Below are 2875 nucleotides of genomic sequence, written 5' to 3' on the forward strand. Positions count from 1 at the left end.
CCGGGAGCTGAATATGATTTTTACACTTTATTACATGGAATCATTCATCATGATTTATACCACAACGGACAAATTGGTATTCTAAAGAAATCTGCTCCAAAAGCAAGCAAATTTGAAGACGAAGACGAATATAGAACATCAAGCTATTTCGACGACGAATATTAATTTAGTTAAATATTATGAAGAGGCTGTCTTAAAAGTAAAATCAACCAAATAATATTCTGCAAATCACCGAGCGTCGGTCAAATGCTATCCAAATATTCTTTTGTGAAGAAAACTTTTGAGACAGACTCTTTTTTATTACCTTAAAACTCCCACCAAACTTTAGCAGGATATAAACTATCGAGCACTACCGGTTCACCAATCATTGGCGTGGTTAGTTGAAGGTCGGCATCTTTGGCAGCAGCAGCTTTCAAACGCTTAATTGGTTCATTCCATGAATGATTGGCCAACGGAAATTTAGCCCAATGCACAGGCATCAAAACCTTAGTTTTTAGGTCTTTAGCCGCCAAATAGGTTTCTTCGGGTAAAGTATGAATTTGATGCCAAAGCAAATTATACTGACCGTTTTCGAGCATTGCAATATCAAATGGGCCATATTTTTCGCCAATCGTTTTGAAATGTGTATCATAGCCCGAATCGCCACCCAAAAAGAGTTTATAGCCGTGTATTTTCAAAACAAACGACGACCACAATGATTTGCCACGTGCAAAACCACGTCCCGAAAAATGGCGAGCAGGAGTCGTAATTACTTCAATATCAGCCGAAATCTTTTTTTCCTCCCACCAGGCAAACTCTTCAATCTTTTCTGATTCGATACCCCAAAGCTCTAAATGAGCCCCGACACCCAACGAAACAAAGAATTTCTTTACTTTTGGTGCAATTTTTATAATTGTCTGATAATCAAGGTGGTCGTAGTGATCATGCGATAAAAATAACATATCTATTTCGGGCATGTCTTCGGTTTGGTAAGCATTTGCACCATTAAACGCTTTTACAAAAGCACTGATTGGCGAAGCCGAACCGCTGAAAACAGGGTCTATTAAAATCGTTGTTTCTTTAGATTTTATTAAATACGATGAATGTCCGAACCACACAATCGTAGGTTTTGGGGCTACAAGAGCCTTCAAATTAGTCTGGATTGAAGGTATTTCTTTTTGAGGAATTACATCTGCTGGTTTATTAAAATACTCCTTAATCATTTGCCAGTAACTTCCACTTTCTGACATAACCGAAGTTGGAGATAGATTTTGGAATACGCCTTCTTTATAATTAGCAGATTTCTTTATTCGTTCCAATCGAACACTCTCGGGGTCTTTCCCAAACACAGCTTGCTGCATAAATCCCCAAACGATTATTACCAAAACTACACTAATTACGAGTATCCAACTTATCATTTTCTTTAGAATTTTCATATTTCTTTGCTTGTTAGTACTAAACTATATTCTTCATAAAAATAGTTCCGATAGCAAAAAAACTATAATTCTCCTGCTTAAAAATGCTTTTTTTTCTACGTATTTGGCAAATTGCTAAAAATTTTAGATATTCGGGTGTGCAAATTTTCCTAAGAAATAATAAGCAAGAATCTGACCTCAATGTGTTAAATTCTTAAAAACGTAAATCCAATGTCACTCATCAGTAACAACCTCAAATACTTGCGTCGAATCAATGGTTTGACCCAAGAACAATTTGCTCGCCGAATTGGCACCAAAAGAGCCAATGTAGGTGCTTACGAAGAATCAAGAGCTATTCCGCCCGTCGATACGCTCAAGATTATAGCCAATACTTTTGGCATTACGGTTGATGATTTTGTAAAAAAAGATATTCGTAAACTACGAGAAACTCCCGACCTAACTTTTGGGTTTGACGCCAAACCATTTTATGGCAGTGATCGAGAAGAACCAAAAGCTACTTCGGCCGAAATTGACCCTTTTGATATTCCGATTAATAATTTGCCAAATAATGTTTTTGAGGAAACAAATTTTACCCCAACTCCATCAAAAACAGCTTTTGATAATTACTCTGCTCCATCAATTGGCGATTTGATGAAGAAGTTTTTGGGTGATGAACCGCCCATAAATCAGGAACCAAAAACCGCTGAAAGAGTAGCACAGAGCGTTAATCTAAAGCCAAGCTTCGAGCGAGAGCCTTATGTTGCCCCCCAACCTAACGTTCCTCCAGCGAATCTTCAATCAACTCAGAGTCAATCGCTTAATCAAAATATTCAATTGGTTAGACGCTTTCAGTTTAATGAATATTTAGTAAAAAACAATGATTTTCATTTTCTAAAGACACTCTCAACCTTCAATATACCAACACTCACGCATGGAGAGTATCGAGCATTTGAAGCAGGGGAAGACTTTGCATTTGAAGGAGCTTTATTGATAGGTTCGTTACTAAAAAATTGGCACGAAATTGCCGATGGGAAAAACTATATTTTAGTCACAAAATCGCAAGGTATCATCTACCGAAGAGTTTACAACCAAGTGAAAATCAAAGGCACTCTCCTACTCAGCACTGACAATAATCGTTTTCCAAGTTCAGAAATTCCGTTTACCGACGTGATTGAAACCTGGGAAATTAAAGCTTTTGTAAGCCATACTTTACCCGAACCAAGCACACCATACAGCAAACTGGGGAATTTGGTTGATGAAATGAAATTTGAATTAGAACGAATAAAGAAATAAATGCAGATTACCTCCAAACAACCCAACGTAGGTACAACTATTTTCACAGTTATGTCGCAACTGGCGGCAGAAACTGGTGCTTTCAATTTATCACAAGGTTTTCCGAACTATAATTGTTCGCCAAAACTTATCGAATTGGTCAATCATCACATGAAAAATGGAATGAACCAATACGCTCCAATGGCGGG

2 protein-coding genes and 1 pseudogene are annotated in these 2875 nt (G+C 37.4%); 2 read left to right on the plus strand and 1 reads right to left on the minus strand.

Features of this window, described 5'->3' with window-relative positions:
- Window positions 1-305: 305 nt before the first annotated feature.
- Window positions 306-1397 (minus strand): MBL fold metallo-hydrolase, encoded by a 1092-nt coding sequence (locus ACOVO2_RS11850; protein WP_421770177.1) that lies wholly within the window; start codon window positions 1395-1397, stop codon window positions 306-308.
- A gap of 228 nt (window positions 1398-1625) precedes the next feature.
- Here ACOVO2_RS11850 and ACOVO2_RS11855 point away from each other — a divergent pair, with 228 nt between their 5' ends.
- Together ACOVO2_RS11855 and ACOVO2_RS11860 are read left to right on the plus strand one after the other, a co-directional pair.
- Window positions 1626-2687, plus strand: coding sequence for a helix-turn-helix domain-containing protein (locus ACOVO2_RS11855; protein WP_421770178.1), 1062 nt, complete (start codon window positions 1626-1628; stop codon window positions 2685-2687).
- A pseudogene (locus ACOVO2_RS11860) lies at window positions 2688-2875 on the plus strand (methionine aminotransferase); the annotation flags it as partial.

It is taken from the genome of Emticicia sp., from assembly GCF_049241225.1.
Classification (GTDB): Bacteria; Bacteroidota; Bacteroidia; order Cytophagales; family Spirosomataceae; genus Emticicia.